The organism is Rhizobium sophorae (assembly GCF_013087515.1).
GTDB lineage: Bacteria > Pseudomonadota > Alphaproteobacteria > Rhizobiales > Rhizobiaceae > Rhizobium > Rhizobium sophorae.
Window position 1 is genome coordinate 98,931 of the sequence record NZ_JABFCN010000031.1, and the last position, 19,270, is coordinate 118,200.

Annotated in this window: 16 protein-coding genes; 2 read left to right on the plus strand and 14 right to left on the minus strand. The window is 59.1% G+C overall.

Annotated features, from left to right (window positions below; genetic code table 11):
• Positions 1 to 251: 251 nt before the first annotated feature.
• From G9X64_RS19480 to G9X64_RS19515, 8 genes are all read right to left on the minus strand, one after another.
• A complete protein-coding gene (locus G9X64_RS19480) occupies positions 252 to 1,181 on the minus strand; it encodes an aldo/keto reductase (protein ID WP_168312010.1) in 930 nt (309 codons plus the stop codon).
• Positions 1,182 to 1,593: 412 nt separating this feature from the next.
• Positions 1,594 to 3,837 carry a glycoside hydrolase family 95 protein gene (locus G9X64_RS19485; protein ID WP_171377231.1) on the minus strand — a complete coding sequence of 748 codons (2,244 nt, stop codon included), beginning with the start codon at positions 3,835 to 3,837 and terminating at the stop codon, positions 1,594 to 1,596.
• 2 nt (positions 3,838 to 3,839) lie between these two features.
• Positions 3,840 to 4,937: an ABC transporter ATP-binding protein gene (locus tag G9X64_RS19490; RefSeq protein WP_168312012.1), complete on the minus strand. Its 1,098-nt coding sequence runs from the start codon at positions 4,935 to 4,937 to the stop codon at positions 3,840 to 3,842.
• Positions 4,938 to 4,974: 37 nt separating this feature from the next.
• Positions 4,975 to 6,009: a LacI family DNA-binding transcriptional regulator gene (locus G9X64_RS19495; protein ID WP_171377240.1), complete on the minus strand. Its 1,035-nt coding sequence runs from the start codon at positions 6,007 to 6,009 to the stop codon at positions 4,975 to 4,977.
• Positions 6,010 to 6,149: 140 nt separating this feature from the next.
• Positions 6,150 to 8,201 carry an alpha-amylase family protein gene (locus G9X64_RS19500; protein WP_171377232.1) on the minus strand — a complete coding sequence of 684 codons (2,052 nt, stop codon included), beginning with the start codon at positions 8,199 to 8,201 and terminating at the stop codon, positions 6,150 to 6,152.
• A 4-nt stretch (positions 8,202 to 8,205) separates the two neighbouring features.
• Positions 8,206 to 9,027 (minus strand): carbohydrate ABC transporter permease, encoded by an 822-nt coding sequence (locus tag G9X64_RS19505; RefSeq protein ID WP_168312014.1) that lies wholly within the window; start codon positions 9,025 to 9,027, stop codon positions 8,206 to 8,208.
• Positions 9,024 to 9,983, minus strand: coding sequence for a carbohydrate ABC transporter permease (locus G9X64_RS19510; protein WP_168312015.1), 960 nt, complete (start codon positions 9,981 to 9,983; stop codon positions 9,024 to 9,026). Before G9X64_RS19510 ends, G9X64_RS19505 begins: the two co-directional genes overlap by 4 nt.
• On the minus strand, positions 9,983 to 11,290 hold the full coding sequence (locus G9X64_RS19515) for an ABC transporter substrate-binding protein (protein WP_168316409.1): 1,308 nt from the start codon (positions 11,288 to 11,290) through the stop codon (positions 9,983 to 9,985). The genes G9X64_RS19510 and G9X64_RS19515 overlap by 1 nt, the downstream gene beginning before the upstream one ends.
• A 154-nt stretch (positions 11,291 to 11,444) precedes the next feature.
• Between G9X64_RS19515 and G9X64_RS19520 the strand changes: the two genes are divergently transcribed.
• Positions 11,445 to 12,284, plus strand: a complete 840-nt coding sequence (locus G9X64_RS19520) for an SDR family NAD(P)-dependent oxidoreductase (RefSeq protein ID WP_171377233.1) — start codon at positions 11,445 to 11,447, stop codon at positions 12,282 to 12,284.
• A 135-nt stretch (positions 12,285 to 12,419) separates the two neighbouring features.
• Here the strand turns inward: G9X64_RS19520 and G9X64_RS19525 are convergent, their stop codons facing one another.
• The 4 genes from G9X64_RS19525 to G9X64_RS19540 all read right to left on the minus strand — a co-directional run bounded on the left by G9X64_RS19525 (position 12,420) and on the right by G9X64_RS19540 (position 15,955).
• Positions 12,420 to 12,992 (minus strand): TetR/AcrR family transcriptional regulator, encoded by a 573-nt coding sequence (locus G9X64_RS19525; RefSeq protein WP_168312018.1) that lies wholly within the window; start codon positions 12,990 to 12,992, stop codon positions 12,420 to 12,422.
• Between the two features lie 62 nt (positions 12,993 to 13,054).
• Entirely contained in the window at positions 13,055 to 13,540 is a 486-nt protein-coding gene (locus G9X64_RS19530; protein WP_171377234.1) for a DUF302 domain-containing protein, read from the minus strand.
• A 42-nt stretch (positions 13,541 to 13,582) separates the two neighbouring features.
• Positions 13,583 to 15,028 carry an amidase family protein gene (locus G9X64_RS19535; RefSeq protein ID WP_171377235.1) on the minus strand — a complete coding sequence of 482 codons (1,446 nt, stop codon included), beginning with the start codon at positions 15,026 to 15,028 and terminating at the stop codon, positions 13,583 to 13,585.
• A gap of 369 nt (positions 15,029 to 15,397) precedes the next feature.
• A complete protein-coding gene (locus tag G9X64_RS19540) occupies positions 15,398 to 15,955 on the minus strand; it encodes a threonine transporter RhtB (RefSeq protein ID WP_168312020.1) in 558 nt (185 codons plus the stop codon).
• A 128-nt stretch (positions 15,956 to 16,083) separates the two neighbouring features.
• Between G9X64_RS19540 and G9X64_RS19545 the strand changes: the two genes are divergently transcribed.
• Complete coding sequence (locus G9X64_RS19545) at positions 16,084 to 16,299, plus strand: hypothetical protein (protein WP_168312021.1); 216 nt, start codon at positions 16,084 to 16,086, stop codon at positions 16,297 to 16,299.
• Positions 16,300 to 16,421: 122 nt separating this feature from the next.
• On the opposite strand, the gene hemA is transcribed toward G9X64_RS19545, so the two are convergent.
• Both hemA and G9X64_RS19555 read right to left on the minus strand, forming a co-directional pair.
• Positions 16,422 to 17,636, minus strand: a complete 1,215-nt coding sequence (gene hemA / locus G9X64_RS19550; protein ID WP_171377236.1) for a 5-aminolevulinate synthase — start codon at positions 17,634 to 17,636, stop codon at positions 16,422 to 16,424.
• Positions 17,637 to 18,435: 799 nt separating this feature from the next.
• On the minus strand, positions 18,436 to 19,116 hold the full coding sequence (locus tag G9X64_RS19555) for a CBS domain-containing protein (protein ID WP_171377237.1): 681 nt from the start codon (positions 19,114 to 19,116) through the stop codon (positions 18,436 to 18,438).
• Positions 19,117 to 19,270: the final 154 nt, after the last annotated feature.

The window sequence follows — 19,270 nt, forward strand, 5'->3', positions numbered from 1 at the left end:
AAGCCATCGGTTGGCCAGCGATGTTTGCTATGGCTTTAACTCGCAGTCATGGGGCGGAGCCATCGAATTTCCAATGGACAGGCGCGGCATGGGAACAGCGTCAGGTAGGAGAGTCTTTTCCGGCCCCGAGGTCTCGGTTCGGTCTAAACGACATTCCTCGGAAATCTTCGCGATGGTTTCTATGTCCTTTAAAACCGTAATAAGACGCGGCTTGATGGCGACATTCGCGAACGCCACCACCCGCATGCGGGTTAGGGTAGAGTATGTCCCGCAGCTCGGAAGAGGCGATACCATTCCTCGCGGGTCATCGAGATAGAAGAACCGGCCGCGGCTTCGACGACACGTTCCGGCTTCGTAGTGCCGAGCACGACTTGAATTTTTGCCGGATGACGGATGATCCACGCAACCGCGATGCCCGTCGGCGTTACACCGTAGGCCTTGGCGAGTTCGTCGATTGCGCCGTTCAGATCTGCGAAATTCTCGCTATCGCCGAGGAAGACGCCATCGAAGAAGCCCTTCTGGAAAGGCGACCAGGCCTGTAGCATCATCCCGTTGATACGAGAATAATCGAGGAGACCGTTGTCGCGGTCGATCGACTGGTCGAGCCCGGCCATATTGGCCGCAATGCCCGATGCAATCAGCGGCGCATGCGTGATGCTAAGCTGTACCTGATTGACGATGAGCGGTTGCTTGACCGCGGTTTTCAGCAGTTCGACCTGGCCAGGTGTATGGTTTGAAACACCGAAATGGCGGACCTTGCCGGCAGATGTGAGCGTGTCGAAGGCCGCAGCAACCTCTTCGGGTTCGACAAGCGTATCAGGACGATGCAGCAGAAGCACGTCCAGATAGTCGGTCTTCAGCGCTGCGAGCGACTGATCCACCGAGGCCAAAATGTGCTCGGCAGAGAAATCGAAAAATCCCTTGCGGATGCCGACTTTGCTCTGGATGACAAGCATCTCGCGTTCGGCGGCGGTGAGGAAAATCGCCTCGCCGAAACGAGCCTCGCAGCGATGCGGAGCACCGCCATAAATGTCCGCATGGTCGATATAGGTGACGCCGGCATCGCGTGCGCTGCCAACCAACTGCTGGATTTCGCCATTGCTCATATTGGCGATCCGCATCATTCCGAGAATGATACTCGACACTTTGAGGTCGGTCTGTGGAAGCGTGTATGTTTTCATTTCAGTAAAACCTCATGCAGGTTGCAAACTGGCTGACTTCACTTCTGGTAACAAATTTGATTGGCCGCATGCTCGCCGGGCGAGAGGCCGCTCCTCCGATTGCCTATTGTCGCGAACGATGCGCCGCGCAAGCTATGACCTCATCATCGGCGCGATTTGCTCTGATCACTCTTCAAGCAAGCGTGTTTCTGACGCTAAACGATGGTCTCGGCCGTCTTTCTTAAAAGCCTGTCGCGTGCCTGCGTGACGCGATCATAGCGTCGCCTGCAGGCTTCGGGTCCTTGCGCTCGAGTGCAAGCACCGTCTTCGACAATCTCGGCGACGTCCGGCGTGTAGCCGCAAACCCGTCTCCGACCAGATCGGACAAACCGTGTGCCGTACGAGCTCAGCCCAGCACGTCATCCGCGCGGATTTAGCGCAACTCGCTTCCGCCCTCGAAAAAACTTTCGCCAGCGGCGAGATCGACTTTGCGTCGCGTTTGGCCGAAGCGAAGGATCGAACTGACATTGCGCGAGGCCGTGAGCCTAATCGTCAGCGGTTCGCCATCCTCCCAGTCAAGATCGAGCAGCATGCCGCCGCGGAGGCGCAAGCCACGGATCCTGCCGCCAGGCCATGCCGTCGGCAACGCAGGGAGTAAATGGATTTCCCCAGGGCGGGACTGCACTAGCATCTCTACGATGCCTGCTGCACCGCCGAAATTTCCGTCGATCTGAAAGGGCGGATGAGCGTCGAACAGGTTTTTATAGCTTCGTTCCGGCGTGAGAAGCAGTTTCAGTACGTTGTGGGCATGGTTGCCATCGCGCAGCCGCGCCCAAAGGTTGATGCGCCAGCCAATGCCCCACCCCGTCGCGTCGTCCCCGCGGATCTCCAGTGAACGGCGGGCGGCGGCGGCGAGGTCGGGGGTTCTGTCCATGTCGATCTGCCAGCTCGGATAGAGGCCGTAGAGATGCGAGACATGGCGGTGATGCATCTCCGGCGCCTGCATGTCCCAGTCTTCGAGCCATTCCTGCAACTGGCCATTCGCACCGATCCTGTCGGGCGCAAGGCGCGGCAGCACACGATCGATGTCGGCGACAAGATCGGGCTCTTCACCGATCGAGACTGCGAGAGGGCGCAGGAGACCCAAAAAATCGCGGATGAGCTGGCTATCCATCGCCGGACCGGCGCAAATCGAAGCTCCGTACGGGTGGACGTTTTCGGGTGAAAGCGACGGGTTCGTCACCAGATAATCCGTGCCGGGAAGCGGGACGAGCACGTCGAAGAGGAAGTGTGCCGCCTCCCGGGCGATCGGAAACAGTCGACGTCGCATCGCGTCGGCGTCATCAAGGTAGTCGCAAGCGTCCAGCAACTGCGCCATCAACCAGATACCGCCCGTTGGCCAGAGTCCCCATTTGGCGCCGTCGATCGGTCCCGTTGCGCGCCAGAGATCGGTATTGTGATGCATGACCCAGCCGCGGGCGCGATAGTGTACATGTGCCATCGCCTTGCCGGTCTGGGCAAGCTCTTCGGCCATTGCGACGAGCGGCTCGAGGCACTCGCGCAGATTGGCCGGTGCCGGTAGCCAATAGTTCATCTGGAGATTGATGTTGGCTGTGTACTTGCTGCCCCAGGGCGGCTCCGTTTCCGCATTCCAGATGCCCTGCAGATTGGCCGGTTGCGTCCCGGGACGCGACGAGGCAATCATCAGGTAGCGACCGAACTGCACATACAGCGCCGCCAGCGCCGGATCATCGCCACCAGCGAATCCAGCGATACGTTGGTCGGTAGGAAGCGACGCTGCAGGCGTCGATCCGAGATCGATGGCGAATGCGCCAAACAGCCGCCGATGCTCTTCGATATGGTCGTCGCGCAACGATACGAAGTCGCGCGAAGCGGCTCTTTCGAGCCTATCGACGATATCGCGCTCGGGATGTCCCAACACGTCGTCGTAGCGCCTGAAGCTCGTCGCCGCATCGAGAAGGACCAGAACCTCGTCAGCGCCTTCTACCGACAGGGCTCCCCCCGAAGCGTTCACCGTTCCACCGCTGTTGATAAGCCGGATGCCAAAGGCGAACCGGAGAGCGGCGGCAATGCCGGATTCTGCTTTGCCCTTTCCCGAAAAGCTCAGCTGAGATCCCTCTCCTATGCGCATCTCCCCCTGCTGTGGACTGTCGATGGAGATCCGGCAGCTTATCGCGCGTTTCCGGTCAGCGGAGAGGCGCAGGACGAGCACACCATCGACTGGCGACACGAAGGTTTCGCGCAGGTAGGTGGTGCCGTCGGCAGTGTAGGACGAGGTAGCGATGGCGGTATCGAGATCGAGCGCGCGCCGATACCCGGAGACGCGCTCGGCGCGCTTGAATTCGAGGCGGAGATCGCCGATCGGCTGGTAGGACATCTCCTTGATCGGCCGTGCCATCAGATGTTTCTCGGCCAGCGCCTCGGCGTCCGCATAGTTGCCGTCGAAAATCAGCTGCCGCACGGTTCCCAGATGACCAAAAGCGTCTGGATTGACGGGCTGATAGGGACCGCCAGCCCAGAAGGTGGATTCGTTTATCTGCAGGTGTTCGCGCAGGGGATCGCCGAAGACCATGGCTCCGAGCCGGCCGTTGCCGAGCGGCAGCGCGTCCGTCCATAGCTGTGCGGGCGTATCGTACCACAGAAGATGAGCGGTCATGGCTACTCCGCCGGAAGAGTGTTTGCCGGGCGCGTCCCGCGGATGCGCTCACCGTCCCCACCGAAGAGCAGGGCCCTTCGTGCGGGGAAGCCGGCAGTGACGATTTCCCCCGGGCGGCGGATGGTCTCGGAGCGGTCCTCGATGATGACGGCCTGCCCGGAACTCAGCGTGCCATAGATGAAACGGGTGCCGCCGAGATTTTCCACCACGTCGACCTTGAGGTCGATTGCGCCGCCAGCATCGTCACGTCCGGTGAAGTGCTCGGGCCGAATGCCGGCCTTGATCGGGATGTCGCCTTCGCCCTGCAAAAGACCCGTCTTGAAGACAGCGCCGCAATCGAGCCTGACAACGCCATTGGGGTCCAGCGTGCCATCCAGGAAATTCATGCGGGGGGAGCCGATGAAACCGGCGACGAAGAGGTTGTCGGGGTCGGCATAGAGCGTATCCGGTGTCCCTGTCTGCTCGATCTTGCCTGCTCGCATGACGACGATCTTGTCGGCCAGCGTCATCGCTTCCGTCTGGTCATGTGTGACATAGATCATCGTTGCGCCGATGCGCCGGTGCAGTTTCGCGATCTCGACACGCATGGACACTCTGAGTTCAGCGTCGAGGTTTGACAGCGGCTCGTCGAACAGGAACACGGCGGGATTGCGCACGATCGCCCGGCCGATGGCGACACGCTGACGCTGACCACCGGAGAGTTGCGCCGGCTTGCGCTTCATCAGCGGTTCAATCTGCAGCGTTGCCGCCGCAACAGCAACGCTGCGCTGGATTTCGGCCTTGCCAAGGCCCGCCATGCGCAGCGAGAAGCCGATATTCTGCTCGACGGTCATATGCGGATAGAGCGCGTAGTTCTGGAAAACCATGGCCACGCCGCGCTCGATCGGATCGGCTTCGTTCATGCGCCGCCCGTCGATCTTGAGGTCGCCTGCCGTGATCTTTTCGAGGCCGGCGATCATCCGCAGCAGCGTCGATTTTCCACAGCCGGAAGGGCCGACGAACACGGTGAACGAGCCATCGTCAACGCTCAGATTGAGATTGCCGATCGCCTCAAAGCTCCCATAGGTTTTGTCGATATTCTGCAATTCTACGCTGGCCAAAATTTCCTCCCTTTGACCGCTTGGCAAGCAGAGCGCGTCAGGTGATCCGTCGCGTCGAGCCTCGCAGGATGATGTCGCATTCGAGAACGACGCTGCGCGTCGCGCCGCTCGAGGATTCCGTCAGGCGTTCCACAAGAATGTCCGTGATCTTTTCCGCAATGCCGGCGACCGGCTGCGCGACTGCGGTAATGCCAGCTTCGTAGAGCCGGAAGACCGCTACATCGTCGAAGCTCGCCAGCGAGATATCGTCGGGCACGTGACGACCGTTCTCCTTCAGCCAGCTGAGTGCCCCGACCGCCATGCCGTAATTGGCGGAGAAGATAGCTGTGGGTGGGTTTTCCAGCGACATCAGTCGCTTGGTCGCCTCGTAGCCGCCATCCATGCGCCAGTTGCCGCGCACTGCCATTGAAGGATCCACCACGATGCCCCGGTCGCGCAGCGCCTGCTCGTATCCGGCCAGGCGTTCGATACCCGACGAATTGCGCGGGTCACCCGTCAGCATGCCGATGCGCGTATGGCCGAGATCGATGAGGTGGCTGATTAGGCGGTAGCTCGCCCGGTGGTTTTCGACCATCACCCGGTCCGCCGCGAGCCCACGCACGTCGTTATTGTAGAAGATGATCGGCACGTCATGTTCGATCAGGTCGTCCACCCGGTCATAGACTTCGGCCGTCCCATCCATGACCAGCGCATCGACGCGCTGCGCGGCGAAAAAGTCCAGCGCTTCGGCAACCACGCGCGGATCGCCGCCATGGCAATAGGTCAGGAGCGCGCGACCAGTCGAGCGGACCGAAGTGGCTAGGTGCTCCAGCATGCGGGCATGAAACTCATCGAAGGTCGGGACCAGAAAGCCGATCATATGGGTCAGATCGGTACGGATAGACGCTGCCGCTGCATTTCGCCGGTAGCCGAGCTCCTGGATCGCCCGCTCGATCTGCTCACGGTTCGAGCGACGGACCGTCTCGCCGTTGAGATAACGCGACACGGTGCCGACAGCGACGTCCGCCACCCTGGCAACGTCGATGATCGTGGCTCCCCGCCGCCTTCCGGCCGTCCGATCCGTTTCATGCATTTCAAGCGGGCTCCTGCAGGTATTCATGGGATTGTGACACGTTTTCGCGCCCATCTCCGTCGTATAGCCCAGCGCCCGGCCGCTCACCAGCATTGCGAGCGGCGGTGCGAAGTCTGAAACATAGAAGGCGTCGATCTTCATCAGGCGCCTTCGAAGACCACGGCACTATGGATGCGCAGTCGTGGTACCGTGATGCTGATGGCGCCGTCTGCGCCGGCTTCCCACGCCAGATCCTCTCCGGTCATGGCATCGAAAACCCGCTTCGGCTTTGCCGGCAACCGCACGCGGGCGTTAACCGGGCCGATCGACGGGATGTCCTCGATCATCTCCATCACCCGTGTCGAGCCGTCATCGCCACGAACATCCTTGCCGCGGATCTGCGGCGGTCCGTAGAGAAGATGCAGGATGTGGCGATTGTGCCCAATCTGCCGGGTCAGTGTTGCCCGGCCGGATGAGGGAAGATCGGTAACCATCGCCGGATCGGGAACGAGACGATCGAGAAGCCCGCGAACAACATATTTATAGAGCGGCTGCCCAATAGCCCGGTAAAGTCGAAAGATCGGGTAGGCGATATAAGCGATGCCCCCATGCTCGGTCACGGCAGCGCCAAGCATATCAGCCGCCGTATCGTCCGGAGCATGCTGGTGCGAGCAGAAATGTTTGTAAGACCGGTTGAAGTAGGAGGGGTAGATACCGGCCAGCACCGTTGCGCCGATCGGGCGGACGGTTTCGGCATCATCGTAGAAAACGAAAGCCGTTTCCGGCATGGACGGATCAAGGTCCTTGCCTGCCTTCACATAGCTCGGTCTGAACGCGATCGGCGTTGGCTGCCGCTCGATGCCGAAATCGATAGCAAAGGCCCCATCATCCCCGATGCCCGAATGCCAGGAGGCGATGATCTTGCCGCCACTGGCGAGATAGGCTTTCAGCCGCGACGCAAGGGCAGCATCGACCGGGATTTCGTCCGGCAGGATCAGCAGTCGGTATTCCTCGAAACGAGCGGAACTGTCGAGCACGTCGAAGGGCCGCTTCAGTTCCTGCAGCATCTGTGCCGCGCCATCGTCGCTCGGATGATTGCGCGCGCCCTTAGGGCTCATATGCTCGGCCGACAATATGGCGATCTCGGAGACCTGCTTGGCGCCATGCAGAAATGGCTCCAGCATTTCGACGCGTCGATAGGCCGGCGCGATCGAGGCATAGGTATCAGGATTGATAGCGCCGTTCGGATGCAGTTGGTCTCCTACCAGGCACTTCGAGCCGAGCGCGATCATTTGCGCACATTCATATTCCAGTGCATCAGGGTGCTTGAAACCGCCGAACTCGCCCCACGAGGTGTGGAACTTGCCTGTATGAGCCAGGAAATCCATGCCGAGCGTTGCCGCGTAGCGCGCGCTGGACGGAAAGTGGTCGTAACCCCAACCGCCGGTCGGCAGGCTTTCAAGCTCGAGATGAGAATAGGTGGAAAAGCGCTTCGGGCCCTGCTTGTGGATATGTCCGCAATTGTAGAAGACGCGGAGATTCGGGAACTCCCTGAACAACGCCTCGCTCGTTTCGCGACGGAACTGTTCGTTGACGGCCTCGTCGTTTTTCAGCCGGTCCGCCGGATTTTCTGGATCGAGACCCTCGCACTGCATGCGCTCGATGCAAGCTGGGCAAACACAATCCGGCGTGAGGATGATATCGAAGAACAGACCCTGCGTCGGGTAGCTTTGCGCGACTTCGCGCGCCTGGTCGAGAATGTATTTCCGAAGGCCGGCATGGTTGAGGCAGAGCGTATGCCACGCCGGGCTGAGCTGCTTGCCCGCCGAAGAGTCGTGGGGACGGTCGTGATGGTATTGGTTCGACGCGGTCATGGCGCGCCATTCGGGATGTTCGCGCGCCGTCAGTTCGTCCCACTGTACCGAAATATAGATCGGGCTTTCGATATCGGCCGCTGACAGGGCCTTCACCATGTCGCCGAGGAGGTCCGGGCGGGCGAGCTGCGGATGTGGCTTGCCGACCTTGGTCGGATAGTAGGACCAGCCGTGATGGCACTTGGCGAAGATCGTGATCGAGTCGACATGCGCCGCCTTCAGCGTTGAAACGAAGGTATCCGGATCGAAGTCGGCGCCGATGCCGGGAATATGTTCCGACGTATGGAAGTCGAGATGGATCTGGCGGTAGCGCAGCGGCTTGTTTGTGGTGTTAGGCATGGTCCTATTCCTTTGCGCCGGTGCGGGTTTGAGAGCCGGCGGCGAACTGACGTTGGAAGACAAGAAAGACAAGGAGGGGAACGATTGTCGTGATGATCGCCGCCACCGAGCGCAGGTCCCAGTTGATCTCGTAGCTGCCGGAGATGCGGGCGAGCAGCACGGGTAGGGGTACGTCGTTGCGCAGGAAAAGCATCGGCAGCAGCAGGGCGTTCCAGGTCCAGAGGAACTGCAGGATGCCGACGGCGAAGATCGGCGACAGGCTGTTCGGCAGTACCACATGACGGAAGGTCGCAATCGGTCCGCAGCCATCAATCTTGGCTGCTTCCACTAGTTCGCGCGGGAAATCCTCGAAGAAATTTTTGACGAGGAAGATCGACCAAGCGAAGGACATCCCGACATAGGGAATGAGAACGGAGAGAATGTTATCGATCAGCCCGAGATCGCGCCACAGAGTGAAGAGCGGAATGATGACGACCTGCTGCGGCAGTACGAATGCGTTGATGATGATAATCAGCAAGATGCGGCGGAACGGAAAATTGAGGAAATGAAAGGCGTAGGCCGCTGCCGGCGTCAAAAGCATCGTCAACGCCGTCGCAATCCCCGCTGTTTTCATCGTCACCCACATGGATTGGGAGAGCGGATATTTCTCCCAGACGCGGTGCCACGCATTGAAGGTCAGATCGAAGCGCTCGAAGTGCCACCAGCCAAGCGAGACGCCCTCGGGAGGACGCAGGGAGGTAACAACAATGCCGGCGATTGGGATGACCCAGATGCAGGCGATGATGCCGACGAAGATGACAATCCAGCGGGGAGCCTTGCCGATCATTTCGCACCTGCCGTTCGCTGGATAATGGCGGGGATCGAGACGATGAGCACGGCCAGCAGCAGGATGACGGTCGCAGCGGCCCCATAGCCCAGTTTGAACTGGGTCATGGATTCTCGGTACATGAAATAGCCAACCGTCTCGGTTGAGCGCACCGGTCCGCCGCCCGTAAGGATGTAGATGATGTCGAAGGCGCGCAGCGCACCCAGAAGATTGATGAAAACCGCAACACGCACGCCGGGCATCGACAGCGGCATCATGATGTGGCGCATGGTCGAGAGCGGCTTGGCGCCGTCCATATAGGCTGCTTCGAGCACGGATTTCGGGATTGCCTGGATGGCGGCGAAGATCAGCATCAGGGGCAAGCCTACGCCGCTCCACGATGCGGCTATGATGAGTGCCCACAGCGCCGTATTGGCATCGCCGAGCCAAGCATGCGAGAAGCTGGAAAACCCGAAAAGCTGGATCAGCGAATTGAGCAGGCCGCCGGCATCGGCCCTATAGATGCCAATCCACATGTAGCCCGAAACTGCCTCCGAAATACCGAAGGCGGCAAAGATCATCACGCGGAACGGCAGCGTCTGTCGTGGCGCGAACGCGCACGTCATTGCCAGAGCCCAGCCAATCGACACCGAAATCACCGTCGTCCCGATCGTGAAGATCAGGGTCGTTAGCATCGTGCTGCGAAAGGTGGCGTCCGAAAACAGCCGCACATAATTGCCAAAGCCGATGAAGGAAGGCTTCCGCAGGCCCTGTATGTCCCAGAAGCTCAAACGGATAGTCTCCACCAGCGGATAGACCACGGCGACGGCAAAAAGCACGATGACAGGTGCGATCAGAATAAAAGCGGCGGGCGTGTCCCTGAGCAGACGTCGGCGGCCTTCAATGCTAACCGCCAGCGGAGAAACCTGCATCACGCCCGCCGCTTCCCGCACCGGGGAAGCGGAGGTTCCAGCCATCAGTAGGAACCCTGGGCCTTGGTTTCGATTGCCGCAAGGACGGCATCGATATTAGCAGCCGAGGGATCCTGCAGAAATTTCTGCAGCTGCACGCGATATTCATCGACGAGATCGCCGGGCAAGAGATCTCCGAGCACGAATTGCAACTTCGAGCTTGCGACCGCTGATGTCGCCACCTTCTGCGTCTCGCCATAGAGCGACGTGTCGGTATTACTGCTTGGTGACGCATAGCCGTTCTTGGCAAGAATGTTGGCGGCCTCGGCGCTCGTCCAGAAATCGAGGAAGGCGTCTGCTGCCTTCGGATTGGGGCCGTTTGCCGTGACGAGCAGTTCCTTGGTATCGACGCTCGACGTGTCGTCATGACCCATGCCGAGGGCCGGGAACTGGAAGAGACCGTAATCCTTACCCTCGGTGAGTTTGTAGTCGTTCTTGGCGCGATTATTCATCCACATGCCGATCAGCAGGTAATTTTTGGCGTTCGCCTGGAAGATTTGGTCGGCTTCCCCGTCCCAGTCGTTGGCGAGCATGGTGTTCGGCGCGCCGCAGCAGCCCGCGGTCAACATTTCGGCATACTTTGTAAGCGCCGTCTTCACCGCGGGGTCGGTCCACGGAATTTCGTGCGCTCCGAGCTTTGCTGCCGTCTCGACGCCGGCCGTCCTCAAGAGGAGCGTTTCGAACCATTCAGCATGCGCCCAGTATTTGCCGGGAATGGCAACTGGAGCCGCGAAGCCCGCGTTGGTGAGCTTCGCAAAGCTGGCCACGAAATCTTCCCACGTCTTCGGCGGCTCGGTGAGATCCGCCTTGGCAAGGTGCTCCTTTTTATACCAGATGCCGGAGCGGTCGCCGAAGGTGTAGGTCAAGCCATAGGTCTTGCCGGCTATAGCGCCGAGTTCCTTCCATGATTGGCTGATGAGCCTGTCCCAGCCGAAGGACTTCCATTGGTCGTCGATCGGCCGCAGCATGCCGGCATCGAGCAGTTCCTTCCGGAAGGCCGGCCAGGTGTTGTAGAGAACATCGACCACTTCGCCGCCCATGAGTGCCGTGCGGATGCCGCCGCGCATGTCTCCTTGGCCGGTAATGGCAACTTCCCTGATCGTTACTTTTGGATATTTCGCCGTAAATGCATTCTGGATCTGATGCATCATGTCGAGCTCGGAACCACCTAGCCAATTCAGCACCACAAGTTCGCCGCTCACGCTATCCTGCGCGTTTGCGCTGCCCGTCAACGCCATCAATGCGGCGCTTCCCGCACCGGCAAGCAGGGTGCGGCGACGTATCTCATGCGTGGATCTACTGCTGTTGGTCATGTCACATCCTCCCAAACGTTGACTTTGCCCTAGGCGCTCAATTTAATTGAAACGTTATCATCTATCTTGAAACTAGCAAGCGTTTTGTCTGATAGTGCTCGCGAGCAAAACCGTTGCGTTGCGGCGGCGGCGCTGCACAACATAGGAGCATAAAATGACCCGACTTAAGGACAGCGTAGCGGTCGTCACTGGTGGCGGTAGAGGAATTGGCCGGGAGATCGCCCTCCAACAGGCGCGCGAAGGTGCGACGGTCGCTGTGCTTGCGCGGACGGCCAACGAAATCGAGCAGACTGTCTCGCTGATCCAGAGCGAGGGCGGGCGAGCAATCGCTGTGACGACCGACGTAACCGAATACAGCGCTGTCGAAAGCGCTTTTGCCCGGATCGTATCCGAGTTAGGTCCAGCTGACATGTTGGTCAACAATCACGGCTCTTTCCAGGCTTTCGGACCGATATGGGAGTGTGATCCTGTTACTTGGTGGCGAGATGTAGAAATCAACTTGCAGGGAACGTTTCACACCTGCCGCGCGGCCTGTCCGGCGATGTTGGCGCGTGGCAGCGGCCGGATCGTCAACCTCGTCGGCGGGGGGACGGGCAATAGTTTCCCCCATGGCTCGGGATACGCATCGAGTAAAGCAGCGATCATGCGCCTGACGGAGTGTCTCAACGATACAACGATCGCTCATGGCGTACGCGCCTTTGCAGTCGACCCGGGGCTCGTTCGAACCGAAATGACCGAAAAGCAGTTGTTCTCGGAGGCGGGGAAAACGTACCTGCCTGGCATTCAGCAGCTCTTCGATGATGGCGTCAACATCGCCCCCTCACGCGCTGCACTTCTGATCGCGGATATCGCTGCTGGCCGTTTCGATGTGCTTGCTGGTCGCCTCTTGCGCGGGGTCGACGATCGAGATGTACTCGAAAAGGAAATGGACGCTTTGGCTAAAGCCGATGGAAGGGCGTTGCGCTTCAGCGCGATAGGGCAACAGAAGCTCTGAGCCGATTGGATGAACGGGGCATCTTAAGGCGGAGCGGCGGAAGGACAGGGCCGTCCATGTCATTCTCGAAAACTACTCCACCATAAAACGGAAGACAGGCTCCGGTAGCGCCCTCGTTGGGCAATACGGTTGTTGCTATGAGGCTGCAAGCAATAGTGCCGCTTGAACACCGCCCTCCAAAATGCTCGAAGCCTTTTCAGGGGTGGAGACTGCTCGGGCAATCTGGAGGGTTCCCACCATCAACCCGAAGATCGCTGTTGCTCTCTCTTTGGGCGAGGCCACCACCGAAGCGGGAAGTCTCGAAGACAGAACCTCTGTGAATTTGCTTAATTCATCCTCATATGCCGCACGGGTCATCTCGGGCTGTCTGCCGATCTCGGGTAGCAACGCAGCCGATGGGCAGCCGCTTTCACGCCGTAGCATATGGTCTAGGCTAAGATAGTCGCGGATAATGCTCTCAAGATCCAACCCCTCGTCACGGGCATGCTCCAGATTTTCTCGCTGTTGCAACAGTGCGTTCACCATGGCCTCTTTCACGAGCGCCTCTTTTGAATCGAAGTGAGCATAGAACGCACCGTTTGTCAGTCCGGCCTCGGTCATGACTCCAGCCAGCCCCGAGGCGGCCGCGCCGTCGGCTCGAAAGCGCCTGGACGCGACGTCGATGATCCGACGCCGCGTATTTTCCTTATGACCTTTCTCAAATCGCATAAGTTGCCTCCAGAAATGCTATGTTCATGCGATAAACGTCGATCAGAATAATGCCTTTTACGTCAGAAGGCAGCTTCTTCAAGAGCGGCCATCAGGTCCTGATCAAGCTTTTGCGCAACTTCGTCGACTTGCGGGTCAGCGAGATGCCCAAAGGTAGTGATCGGCCGGTCATATTCGAAGGCCACGCCGTCCACGTCCTCGAGCAGAAGAACCCGAACAGGTGCATAGAGGCCCGCCGCGACGCGATGCCGCGTCATCTTCGACGCGGTCAACGGATTCCCGATATCGTACTGGATCGACTGACGCTGCAGACCTGCTACCTGTAGAAGCGCTCCGTGATCCCTGAAGCCAAAAATCGACAGAGCTGGCAGGGCCGCCAGTTCTTGAAGTGCGCGCTCCGTTTGCCGGTAGCGCAGGAGTGTGAATATCCCGTCATCAATGCGGGGGATGATGGATTCCAGCTTAGCCTTGACGGCAGTGAACTTTCTGCCGGAGCGGATCGTTACATGTTCGACACTAATCTTTTTGATGTCTTTTAAGCTCGTCATTTGCAATGCCTTTCTAAGGGGTGGTCGATCGAAACTCGCGTTTCAAAGCGACGAAATGCCGAGAGCCTCGACCCGGCGTGCCAATGTCAGAAGACGAAGATCGCTATCAGCAGGAGCATCGATCTCAATGCCAATCGGAAGGTCGGTGCTGACCTTACCCATCGGTATGCTGATGCCGGGGAGGCCTGCTCCGCTCGCAGGTATGGTGTTGTTTGCGAGCGCTGCGAATGTCACTTGCTTGCCCGCGATCAGGAATTCATTTTCTTTGCCGATTTCCGGTGCGGGGCAGGGGGTTGTCGGCAGGATCAGCGCCTCGGCGCCGCTCTTTGCAAAAGCCTCTATAAATAGTCGCTGGATCTTGGGTCGATCGGCGGTCAGCGCATTGTGGTACGCATCAGGTGTCAGCCATTGGGCTCCGGTCGGAAGCACCAGATGCTGCCAAACTTCTTTCAAGCCCGACTTCAGATCCCTGTAAATCTCGTCAAACGAGGTCGGGACGCCATTTTCCTGTAGGAATCCGGCAACTGCTTCTCTTGTTTCTCGGAAGAACAGGTTCCACGTCGTCGAATTCGCCAGCGTGGAAAACTCATCGCCGAGGTCGATTTCCACAACTTCGGCTCCAGCGTCGCGGAGCCTGCGCGTCACTTCGTAGAATCGCGCTTCGACGTCCGTGTCAACGACGTCCAGATATTGCTTTGGAGCATATGCAAAACGCACGCCCTTGAGATCACCTTCCTCGGATGTCGTCGACGGAGAGGCCCTGGTCACTACCTGGTCGATCAATTCGCAGTCTTCGACAGATCGAGCAAAAACACCGGTCGTGTCGAGAGCGTGCGAAATCGGAGCGACACCGTCCCGTGGCCAGCGACCGGTCGTCGGCTTGAAGCCAACCACGCCACAGAGCGATGCCGGCACCCGGATCGAACCGATCGTGTCTCCCCCGAACGCCGCCGGTACAATTCCCGCGGCTACAGCCGCCGCGGAACCGCTCGACGATCCACCGCTAATCCGCTCACGAGCATGGGGATTTTTCACCTGTCCAAACGGACTATTGTCTCCGGTCAATCCGAAAGACATTTCGACGAGGTTGTTCTTGCCGAAAACGATCGCGCCGGCGTCTTTGACGGCACTGATAACGCCCGCATCGTGCGCGGGTACGAAGTCTTTCAGATTGCTGACGCCGAGCGTCGTACGTAGCCCGTTCGTCAGATAACTGTCCTTCACCCCTAGGGGAACACCAAGCAATGGGCCCGAAGCGCCGGCGGATCGCGCCCTGTCCGCTGCAGATGCCGCGGCGATGACAGCCTCATCGTCGATTGTAATGAACGCTTTGAGGTCCGCTTGCTCCCGAGCCTTCCGTAAGAGCGCCTCCGCATAGGCCTGTGCCGAGAATTCGACTTCGTTCATTGCGCGAACAGCCTGGGCAAGGCTAAGTTCGGCAAACTGGCTTGCTGTGTTCGACGGTTCTGAATTGACTAGGTTTTTCATGGAAGATCCTTGGCTTAAGTACCTGATCGCGAGCTCACAAGGTGAAGGCATCACCAAGTTATATTACGGTCATAATATAAGATTACGAACGTAATGCAATATGCCGCGCGAGTTTTCTTGGCGTCGCCTTGTGGACAGCCCCCAAGCGGCGGGTCATCAAGCGGCCTTTCAAGGGCGGTTGGCCGCTAAGTCGAGAGATTGCAGTGAAAGTGTTGCGCACTTGCGGGCTAAGCGGGGCAGCAGCCGTCGGTGCGGAGCGAGAGGGACTGCTTAGCGGCGCACAAGACTAGCTCATTGATCTAACGCAAATCTTATAGCGAGAAGGCCGCGCGCGCTCGGCCTGACATATTCGCGGTATACTTGCGGCCTTCAAAATGCGCTGAGGGTCAGCACGGCCGAGAACACCAGCAGGGTTGCGGATCCGCATCGCCGAGCCAGCAACGGCATTTGTTTTTCACTTCCGAGAACAATTCTGCCTGTCGACAGCCAGATCGAAGATGCGAAAAGGACGACGAAGGTGAGGGTTGCAGTGGCGGCTGTCGCAGAGACATCCCCCGCAGGAGGCATCATCGTAAGCCCTATGATAAGCGCCTTGGGATTTAACAGCGTCGTGATCGCCAGTTGCCGTACTGTCACTACCTCGATGGGACTGGATCCGGCACCCCAGAGTCGCAGCGCAAGGTAGGATACCCAGGCTGCAGAGGCAAGCTTGATACCTTGTGCGACCAGAGGGTGCTGGTGGAGAAAGGGACCGGCTAGGCCGGACACCGGAACGACAATAGCAAGATAAGCGGCTGCGACCGTACCAAGCAGCATGATCGCGCGCCCGGCAGTCAGACCCTGAGAGGCCATCGCCAATATCGCGTTGGTCGGCCCAGGCAAAATGAGAAGCGCAAAAACGCCGGCTGCGAAAGGTAGGAGATACACTGTTTCGGTCCCTCGATTCCGTCCGCTTTTTGCACGGTCAGCCACGTCAGTCGTTGACAAAGATCACTTTGCAGCCGGAACATTCTCGTGGCCTGGCCGTTGGCATGAGCTAACCCTGAGGTGCCGCCATGCCTCGCATGATCAGCTTCATACTCACTCAATTGACCACGGGCTTTGCAATTGGATGCGCCGCGGGGTTCTTAGTTTTGCAAAACGGCTTTTTGTCTTCCAGCGCCATGGCAGGCACTCTTGAGAATTACCTTGCCCAAGGACTGTTCGTCTATCTCTTCGCGAGCACGATAAGCATGGGCTACCTGGCCACAGCTCTTCTGCTGGAAGAATAGCCGCTTTAATTCTCATCAAAAGGCCCGGCTTGTGTAACGGTGTCCAATAGTTGCTGAGGATCGATCCCCCGGTCAGGAATGTAGCAAATGGACCTTGCGTGCTCCATGACCGGCGCTCTCGCTCAGGCAACCATCCGCGCCAATGCACAGCGCGACCAGAGCGAATGCAGCGCCTCGACCAGATGGGCGATATCGGCGTCGGAATGCAGCGGCGTCGGCGTGATGCGCAGGCGCTCGGTCTTCTTCGGCACGGTCGGATAGTTGATCGGCTGGACGTAGACGCCGCAATTGTCGAGCAGCAGATCGGAGATCCACTTGCACTTGGCCGCATCGCCGACCAGCACCGGCACGATATGGCTCGGATTGGGCATATGCGGAATGCCGCGTAGGTCGAGCAGCGCTCTCAGCTTGCGGACACGATCCTGATGACGGGCGCGCTCGAACTGGCTGACCTTCAGGTGCTGGATCGAGGCGACGGCGCCGGCGGCAAGTGCCGGCGGCAGCGCCGTGGTGAAGATGAAGCCGGAGGCAAACGAGCGAATGAAATCGCAAAGCGCCGTCGAAGAGGCGATATAGCCGCCCATCACCCCGAAAGCCTTGCCGAGCGTGCCCTCAATGACGGTCAACCGGTCCATCAGCCCCTCGCGTTCGGCAATGCCGCCGCCGCGCGGGCCGTACATGCCGACGGCATGCACTTCGTCGAGATAGGTCATCGCGCCATATTTGTCGGCGAGATCGCAGATCTCCTTGATCGGGGCGATATCGCCGTCCATCGAATAGACGCTCTCGAAGGCGATCAGCTTCGGCGCCCTCGGATCGGCGGCAGCGAGCTTGGCTTCGAGATCGGCCACGTCATTGTGCTTCCAGATCACCTTGTCGCACTTGGCGTGGCGAATACCCTCGATCATCGAGGCATGGTTCATAGCGTCAGAGAAGATTATGAGCCCAGGAATCTTCGCACCGAGCGTGCCGAGTGCCGCCCAGTTGGAAACATAGCCTGATGTGAAGATCAGTGCCGCTTCCTTGCCGTGCAGATCGGCAAGCTCACGTTCGAGCATGACGTGATGGTGGTTGGTGCCAGAAATATTCCGGGTGCCTCCCGCACCCGCGCCACAGTGGTCGATGGCGTTCTTCATCGCTTCGATCACCTTCGGATGCTGGCCCATGCCGAGATAGTCGTTGGAGCACCAGACGGTAACTTCTTTTGCGCCATCGGCCGTATGGCGCGTCGCGCGCGGAAAATTGCCGCGGTGACGTTCGAGATCGGCAAAAACGCGGTAACGGCCCTCGGCATGAAGCCCGTCCAACTCGTTTTTGAAAAACGCTTCGAAATCCATGTGCACGCTCCCCTGTGTGATCGGAGCAATATATTGTGAGGGGTTAGGCGTATTTGATCTTGATCAAGTTGGATGAAGGCCGCGCACCAGGCGGGCGGCTAACGCGTCGGACCAGCCACGCCGGCTGAACGGAGCTTCGACGAACGGCCCCTTTGCCGTCTGCTGATTGCGGCCGGTCATTCCAATCGTTGCAGCCGACAGGGGTTGTTGATCAGTATCAATTGTCGGAACGGCGCCCGGCATAAAGGCTCGAAGGTATGAGCCCAATTCCACATCCTAAAACGCAATCGTCGGCCTTGCCCAGTCTGGCAGGTTCCTGGAACTGCCCTATTCTGCGTGCTCTGGAAGAGATCGTCGTCGCCGAATGAGCGCGGCCTCGTCCAGCTGTGTTTGACCTCCATCAAAGAAACGACCTCGCCTATTGTGTATGTCGGTTTGGCGGGTCGGGATTTTCCCGTGTCAAGGGGGGAAACTTGACAGAGGCTCGCTCGGTTTTGGGGCGCAACACCGAGCGAGCCTCCTCGCGTCAAATTCACCCTCACCAATAGGCGCCGTCCGGGACGCCGCGAGCGCGAGCAATTCCTTCCGTCTGGAATTGCGAACAAAGAGTTAAAGCATCGCGGTGTTTCGAAGTGCTGCAAGCTTGATACGTTCGGGCGTCCAAAATCTGCGAAATTGCCCGCTTGAGGCCAGCAGCGATTTCACAAATCCCTGCGAAAAAGGCGGGCCGATCAACCAGGCGGGACGCTGGATGAACTGTTTTCGCGCCATGGCAAAGAGGCAACTTGGAGGTGCTGTCTCAGCCGCTTTCGGTCCCGGTCAGCCGAGCGATCTGGAGCCGGTCACGATAAGCGCCGACACCCAGGCTTTCGACCAGGACGCGAACGGCCTTTTGCTTCAGCTCCGACTCCACGTTGCCATCGAGTGTTACCTGGCCGTTCTTCACGGTCACCTGGACCTTCTGAGGCGTTATCCCCAACTCTGATCTCAGGCGCGTTCGAACCGCCAGCCTGATCGATTCATCTTCCTTTGGCAGCGGCGCCGTCTGGGCATCGATGATCAGGCCGAGGATGTCTCTGCGGCTGACAATCCCCACAAGACGCCCGTCCTCAACGATTGGCAGCCGCTTGATCCGATGCGCCTGGAGGCTTTCGGCGATATCCGATACCTCGCTGTCGGGGCACGCCACGATGACATCCTGAGACATAACATCGGCGACACGCCAGCCATTGCTGGAAATATACCGCTCAAGGTCGATCTCGGATATGATTTCGGACGCGCGGGCGGCGCGGGGGGAGAATCGGATCTCTTTCCGCAGCAGCAGGTCGCCCTCCGTCAGCATTCCGCAGACGCGGCCCTCGTCATCAATGACAGGAAGGCCGCTGACATTGTTTTGCATCATGACAGCGACGGCGTGGCGTATGCCGACTGCTGGACCGGTCGACACCACGTTAGTGGTCATTATGTCCTTAGCCTGCATTGTCCTGCCTCGTTATAGAAATTGTTGCTGGGATAACGATAATGCGAGCTCGTCGAGCCGCCATTGATCTCCGTCAAACAATGCGATCTTCGCGAAGCAGCTCGCTCAGCTTCGCCTGCTCGTCTGCCGTCAGACGGCTTCCTGTCGGCTTGCC

Excerpts from the sequence above, each read along its gene's own strand:
- G9X64_RS19480 (WP_168312010.1), bottom strand. The coding sequence starts at position 1,181 with ATGAAAACATACACGCTTCCACAGACCGACCTCAAAGTGTCGAGTATC.
- G9X64_RS19485 (WP_171377231.1), bottom strand. The coding sequence starts at position 3,837 with ATGACCGCTCATCTTCTGTGGTACGATACGCCCGCACAGCTATGGACG.
- G9X64_RS19495 (WP_171377240.1), bottom strand. The coding sequence starts at position 6,009 with ATGCATGAAACGGATCGGACGGCCGGAAGGCGGCGGGGAGCCACGATC.
- G9X64_RS19500 (WP_171377232.1), bottom strand. The coding sequence starts at position 8,201 with ATGCCTAACACCACAAACAAGCCGCTGCGCTACCGCCAGATCCATCTC.
- G9X64_RS19505 (WP_168312014.1), bottom strand. The coding sequence starts at position 9,027 with ATGATCGGCAAGGCTCCCCGCTGGATTGTCATCTTCGTCGGCATCATC.
- G9X64_RS19510 (WP_168312015.1), bottom strand. The coding sequence starts at position 9,983 with ATGGCTGGAACCTCCGCTTCCCCGGTGCGGGAAGCGGCGGGCGTGATG.
- G9X64_RS19515 (WP_168316409.1), bottom strand. The coding sequence starts at position 11,290 with ATGACCAACAGCAGTAGATCCACGCATGAGATACGTCGCCGCACCCTG.
- G9X64_RS19520 (WP_171377233.1), top strand. The coding sequence starts at position 11,445 with ATGACCCGACTTAAGGACAGCGTAGCGGTCGTCACTGGTGGCGGTAGA.
- G9X64_RS19525 (WP_168312018.1), bottom strand. The coding sequence starts at position 12,992 with ATGCGATTTGAGAAAGGTCATAAGGAAAATACGCGGCGTCGGATCATC.
- G9X64_RS19530 (WP_171377234.1), bottom strand. The coding sequence starts at position 13,540 with ATGACGAGCTTAAAAGACATCAAAAAGATTAGTGTCGAACATGTAACG.
- G9X64_RS19535 (WP_171377235.1), bottom strand. The coding sequence starts at position 15,028 with ATGAAAAACCTAGTCAATTCAGAACCGTCGAACACAGCAAGCCAGTTT.
- G9X64_RS19545 (WP_168312021.1), top strand. The coding sequence starts at position 16,084 with ATGCCTCGCATGATCAGCTTCATACTCACTCAATTGACCACGGGCTTT.
- hemA (WP_171377236.1), bottom strand. The coding sequence starts at position 17,636 with ATGGATTTCGAAGCGTTTTTCAAAAACGAGTTGGACGGGCTTCATGCC.
- G9X64_RS19555 (WP_171377237.1), bottom strand. The coding sequence starts at position 19,116 with ATGCAGGCTAAGGACATAATGACCACTAACGTGGTGTCGACCGGTCCA.